Here is a 5,984-nt window from a genome sequence, read left to right as displayed (position 1 = left end):
CTTAAATAAAAGAATGAGATAGATGATATACATTAATAGTAATCACGCTGTTAAAACATTTACATTTTATTCTGATTAGCGTGAGATTGAAGGAATAATATAGCCCATCCTTGGGTCTGAAAATTATTCGACATGGATTATTGGATCATTTTTATAACCTAAAAACCACACAATAAGACCGATAACACCAATGATTAATCCCGCGATAGAAACACCTGTCCATCCATATTGATGATAAGCATAGCCCGAGAGTAAAGATCCTAATGCCCCACCGATAAAATAGCTTGTCATATAAGCAGCAGTCAGGCGATTTCTAGCATCAGGCAATATACGGTATATAGTACTCTGATTGGTGACATGAACACCCTGAACAGCTAAGTCTAGCAAGACAACACCAATAATAAAGCTGGTGAGTCCAACCCAGTGATAATGAGGTGCAATAATGATAAACCCCCAAGAAAGAAAGAGAATGATTAATCCTATCGTAGTGGTTTTTTTGCCTTTCCCTTTATCAACTAATACACCTGCCTTACCCGCCATTAATGCTCCCGCGACACCCACAAGACCAAATAAACCGATCACAGCATCCGAGTAATTAAAAAGGATCAGAAGCTAATAAAAAAGGCCATTGAGGTCCACAATAAACCAAAGTGAGCAAAAATAAGTGCGCCAATCAATGAACGAGTTCTTAATACCGGCGTTGTTGCAAATAATTTGAAAATAGACCCTAACAATTGGAAATAATTTAAATATGTTTTACTTTTATAAGTGGGTAAACAGCGCCATAAAGTGATAGCTAAAATCGCCAGAAAAACACTCGCTACCCAGAAAATACCCTGCCAATTAGTAAATGACGCCATTAACCCAGATGCGGTTCTTGCGAGTAAGATCCCGAGTAAAAGGCCACTCATAATCGTTCCAACAGCCTTTCCTCGTTGATGAGGCGCAGCAAGCGTTGCAGCAAAAGGAACAAGAATTTGAGCCACAACAGAGAACATGCCTGAGAGTGCTGTTCCGATTAACATCATCCAAATATTAGATGCCATAGCGGTAATTAGTAGACCACTCGCTGAAATTAATGTCATGGTAATTATGAGTGAGCGACGTTCAAAGATATCGCCAAGAGGCACTAATAACATTAACCCTAGGGCATAACTTAATTGTGCCGTAGTGACAATAAATCCAGCCAAAGTAGGTGATATGTGGAAATAGTTTGCGATTGAATCAAGTAGAGGTTGTGCATAGTAGTTACTGGCAACAACCATACCTGTGGCAACTGCCATAAGTAAAATAAGGCCTTTGCTTAGCGATGTGTGTGGTGCGGTGTTTTCCATAATACTCATAACAAATCATTTGTAAGGTAAATGATAGTAACACGAGTCATTTTTTTTGAGAAAAGAATTACTCCGATAGAGAGGTTCAATTGATTGGATATACCCCCTTAGAATATATTCTTATAACATATTGTTTTATATGATTAATAAATATTGGCATCAGCATGTTAATAACTAAAAAGCCCAAAAAATAGCATAGCCAAACACCATATCCATTGAACTGAAACGCCAAGCACGGCAAAAGAAAATAGACGTTTAGCACCTAGCCAGCGGGCTTTCATCGTCTGTTTTTTAAGGCGTTTAGGAAACAATATCAAGAGACTTTCATCAAAGCTAACATCGTCTTTAGAGCGATAAAGATCTCGAAAAAAGTGGCTATCAAGCCATAAACGAAAAAGGTGATATTGCGTAAATAAAAATAAAAGAGAAGCAACAAAGAAAGCTAATTTATTGTGAAAGTGAAGACTAAACACAGGCCATGTACTGATATAAGGTAATAGTGATAACAGCAGTAAATAGCGCCAACTTTGAGTTAAAGATAAAATGACGTTACCACTCGTTTCTGTTGTCAACATCGTTGCCTCGTTATTTATTTTGTTGGAAACGTGAATACCAAATTTGTAATGCCTCTTGTGTTTCTGTATTTAAAATCACTTGAGGACGGGCTTGATACACCTGTTTTATTGCATCTTCTAAAGTATCTACATTACCATTGTAAATTAGCCATGCAACCGCAATAGTGGCACTGCGCGAATAGCCTAATTTGCAATGAATATACACCGTACCTACTTGGCTGAGTCGTTCCATAGACAACATGGCTTTGCTGATATCATCAGGAGATAATGGTAATAAATCGATTTGAGGTTGGGCTAAATAAAGCTGATTTCGGCTAAATTTGTTTCTTGGCCATTCACAAGTTAAATCAAAGACTGCGTTCGCTTTTAATTTATAGAGGGGGCGCCCACCTAATAACATGTTTTCAGTCACGAAACTGGGTGTTTGGCAACGAGTTAGATAATAGCGATAAGTACACCAAGCAAAAAAACGATAAGGTAATAGGATTATCTGTGCGGAAAGAGGGATTTCACCCTGTTCATTTTTTTGAAAGATAGAAGCGCCAGCCCCTAAATAACCCAAAGTCACAAAAGTTAATGTGATTGCAGGCCAAAGAAAGATCCAAAAGAAACCTTGTAAGCCAAAAGATAACAGATAAAACACCATCGCTGATAACGCATAATTTTTACCAATACGTAAACTACGTTTGCTGCCGGTAAAATGCCATTTCCAATGGGCGTTTATTGGTAATAAATAACAAATAAACACGCCAACACCAAAGCCTGTAATGATATCAATAAAGTGGTGTTGCCACGTTGTCAGTACAGAAATTGCAATAAGCAATGACCAGAAATTTAAAAACCATTGCCATGATTTAGGCGTATGTGCGCGAAAACGTAACCAAAGTATCCACAATAAGATAATGTGTAAAGAAGGGGCTTGGTTATAAGGTAAATCAAAACCTTCTAATTGGGTAAATAACCAACCAGAGACGCCTTCAGTTGTTGGACGAATAAAACTAAATTTTAAAGGGAATAATAAAAAACCCGCACAAGCAATAAGCGAGGCTACAATTAAACGTAGCCCATGTATAAATTGTTCTCTTAGCGTTGTACAAATAATCAGTGAAATACCATAGGCAATATTCACACTCCAATAAGGAATAATTGTCCAAGGTAAAAAGGGGATCGCTTTTTCCCACGAATAAACAAAAGAAGGAACATCAGATAAAGTGGAAGTATAAGTATTAACTTGCATATAAGTTAAATAGAAAAATGGGGCAAGAAAAGACAACCATGCAATACCAGCAAGCCAGATACTTTTTCTCGATGATGTTATTTGAGTGTGTTGGGTTCCACCCATACTAAAATTCCTTTCTGTATTTTTGTTTCTATTTTTACAACGATTTAAAACTATCGCTATATGTTGCCATATAACGATAGCTCAGTTGTTGATGGTGTATTCCGTTAGCGACGTCTTGCTATCGATACACTAAAAATACCCCAATGATCAATTTGTTGATCTAACTTTTCAAATCCTGCTTCATTGACTAAAGCATCCATTTCACCTTGACTACGGCAACGCATGATCCAAGGCTGCCCATTTTGATGACTTGGCAATACACGCGCAATCATTTCCAGTTGAGGGTGCCAAGGTTGACAGGTATAAATCAATAAACCACCACTAGGGATGGCTTGCGATAGCCCTTTTAAAGACTCTTTTAGCAGATGATTTTCAGGGAATAATTCATAGAGTCCACTGACAATACCTAACGTTGGTGGTGGCGAAACAGCACTCAAGCTTTCGGCATCAAACGCGTTACCTTCTTCAAAGCGCACTTTATCTTCTAAGTGACGCTCTTTAATCGCTATCCTGCCTTGATCGACATTAATGGCACTATAATCGCGCATTAAAATAGAATCGACCTTACCATAATCATTAACCGCATCAAAAAGATAGCGTCCTTGTCCTGCTGCGATATCCATAATATGCACAGGCATATTATTGTGTATTAATTGGCGAATTGCGTAGCGGATCGTATTTTCAATATTGATTTTACGTTGGCGAATACCTTGCCAACCAATGCTATTTAAATACTGCCTATCAATAACACGACCAAACAATCCTTTCCCTTGGGGTTGATTTCGGTAGACATAATCTAGTGTTGATCCAGAATCAAAACCTTTATCGTATCCCAGAGCAACACCTTCAGACGCTTTACCTAATGTGCTCATAGAATGGCTAAGTACTTTATAATAAAGTCTTTTGGGACAATATTTAGGAAGGGGAGTCTGTAATGCGCGGTAAACATCAGCACTATGGCTCCACGTATCTTCATGTTGATAATCATGCTGATAAAGTGGTTGTGCAAATAAGGTTTCAATAAAACTACGCATTTTATTGATAGGAATAACTCTGTCTTTCTCACCTAAAGTATCGTGGTAAAAACCGGGTAAGACATGCTTTTCTTTGATAGGGGTATTTAAACGTTCATAGAAAAGATGTTGGGGCTTGGCGTGAACTACATGATCATTGCCTGAAATAAATAACTGTGTTGGTAAGGTAATCGCACTTGCATCTTCAACAACACGATCTGCCGTTTTATAAAGTTCTAATAAAATATTGACGGCAATAGGGCGAGTGATCAGTGAGTCTTGATTAAAAGAGTTGATACGGCTTTGGTCATGGGTTAAATATTTGGCTTTCACATACGAATTGACGTAAAAAAGGCCGCGAACTTTTTGCATTAAGGCAAGACCAGTACGTGCAAAAGGAACATATAATTTTACTTTAAATGCAGGGGAAGCGAGCACCATTCCCCGAATTTTTGGGGCGTAATCGTGTACCCAACCAGTAACTAAAACAGCACCGACACTTTGACCAACGACTAGAATATTCCCCATTGGAATATGATAGTTAGATGAAATGTAATGAACGAATTCGTCTATATCTTTTATTGATGTTCCCATTGATGGGCTATAACCGCGAGCGCCTTCATTTTTACCATGTCCACGAGCATCCCAAGCAAACATTGAAAAATCAGGAAGGTCTAACTCATCAACTAGATGAGAAACACGTCCTGAGTGTTCATGGCCTCGGTGAAATAAAATAATTGCTTTGGGCTCAGTGGTAATTTGAGCAGGCCAATGGCGATAATACAGTGGTGTCTTATCGCTGGTGGTAAATTCAGACTCAATCATATTCCTTTGAGTGTGATATTGCGGTTGTTGATTCATAACGATGTATCCTTATCTTTATCTGTCATCGTGGCTTCTTTTAATGCGCGATGAATTCGGTGATAACAAGTCAACAAAAGTAGTAAATTAATAATAATAAAAAGATAATGCGTGTTTTCTGATAATGTCAGCGAGGGGAATAATCCGATAAAAAACGCGATAGCACCGAAAGTAAAAGCTCTATCACTTTTTCCCATCGGTCCATCATAACGACGAGAAGCATGAATAGTTTGGGCAAGAACGCCTAAAAACTCGGTCATTATCATTAAAAAAAGTGCCAGCATAATCCACCAGTAGGCCTGTGGAAAAATAAAAGCAAAAGGGAGATAGAGGGCAATGTCTGAAATAACATCACTGGCTTCGTTTAATATCGCCCCAAGTGCACTTTTTTGATTATGTTCTCGTGCAAGCATGCCATCTATGGCATTAAGCGCCATACGAAAAAAAAAGGACAAAAGGGAGTAATAAAAATAAACGAGGAGAAGGGGACAGCAAAAGCAACCCACCAACGGCAAGGGATAACAGTAAGGCAGAAAGTGTGATCTGATTTGCTGTGATCCCTTTTGTGAATAACCGTTCAACATAAGGGCGCAATAGAGATTGAAATTTGGGTTTTAGGTCATAAATTGTCATGACGCATCCTTGTGTTCAAAAGTGCGTATATTACCTCAAAATTATTATTTTATTATTAGCTGATTTTTATCTTATTGAATATCTTTATTTTAATGATTTAATTTATTTTGGCTTCAAACAGAGTATTCATCTCTAAAATTTACTTGAGTTAATAATTAGTTAGCCTCCAAATAAAGTAAAACTAAGATACGCAAAATTATCATTATCAGACTGTTCCGTGTCATTT

Annotated in this window: 3 protein-coding genes and 2 pseudogenes; all 5 read right to left on the bottom strand. The window is 37.8% G+C overall.

What is annotated here, in order from left to right; genetic code table 11:
• Positions 1-123 precede the first annotated feature (123 nt).
• The 5 genes and pseudogenes from BHE89_RS08215 to BHE89_RS08195 all read right to left on the bottom strand — a co-directional run bounded on the left by BHE89_RS08215 (position 124) and on the right by BHE89_RS08195 (position 5,758).
• Positions 124-1,334, bottom strand: a pseudogene (locus BHE89_RS08215) (MFS transporter).
• Between the two features lie 167 nt (positions 1,335-1,501).
• Positions 1,502-1,909: a hypothetical protein gene (locus tag BHE89_RS08210; RefSeq protein ID WP_069370031.1), complete on the bottom strand. Its 408-nt coding sequence runs from the start codon at positions 1,907-1,909 to the stop codon at positions 1,502-1,504.
• 10 nt (positions 1,910-1,919) lie between these two features.
• The gene (locus tag BHE89_RS08205) at positions 1,920-3,251 is read right to left on the bottom strand and encodes a phosphatase PAP2/dual specificity phosphatase family protein (RefSeq protein ID WP_069370032.1); all 1,332 of its coding nucleotides are present in this window, start codon (positions 3,249-3,251) and stop codon (positions 1,920-1,922) included.
• Positions 3,252-3,355: 104 nt separating this feature from the next.
• Positions 3,356-5,125 (bottom strand): bifunctional alpha/beta hydrolase/class I SAM-dependent methyltransferase, encoded by a 1,770-nt coding sequence (locus tag BHE89_RS08200; RefSeq protein WP_069370033.1) that lies wholly within the window; start codon positions 5,123-5,125, stop codon positions 3,356-3,358.
• A pseudogene (locus BHE89_RS08195) lies at positions 5,122-5,758 on the bottom strand (CDP-alcohol phosphatidyltransferase family protein). The gene BHE89_RS08200 and the pseudogene BHE89_RS08195 overlap by 4 nt, the downstream one beginning before the upstream one ends.
• Between the last annotated feature and the right edge of the window lie 226 nt (positions 5,759-5,984).

It is taken from the genome of Shigella sp. FC1967 (assembly GCF_001743005.1).
Lineage (GTDB): Bacteria > Pseudomonadota > Gammaproteobacteria > Enterobacterales > Enterobacteriaceae > Proteus.
The sequence above is the reverse complement of the archived record's forward strand: the minus strand, read 5'-3'. Positions and strand labels throughout refer to the sequence as shown.

What these genes read in the sequence shown, in the direction of transcription:
- BHE89_RS08200 (WP_069370033.1), bottom strand. Translation starts at nt 5,125, where the DNA reads ATGAATCAACAACCGCAATATCACACTCAAAGGAATATGATTGAGTCT.
- BHE89_RS08205 (WP_069370032.1), bottom strand. Translation starts at nt 3,251, where the DNA reads ATGGGTGGAACCCAACACACTCAAATAACATCATCGAGAAAAAGTATC.
- BHE89_RS08210 (WP_069370031.1), bottom strand. Translation starts at nt 1,909, where the DNA reads ATGTTGACAACAGAAACGAGTGGTAACGTCATTTTATCTTTAACTCAA.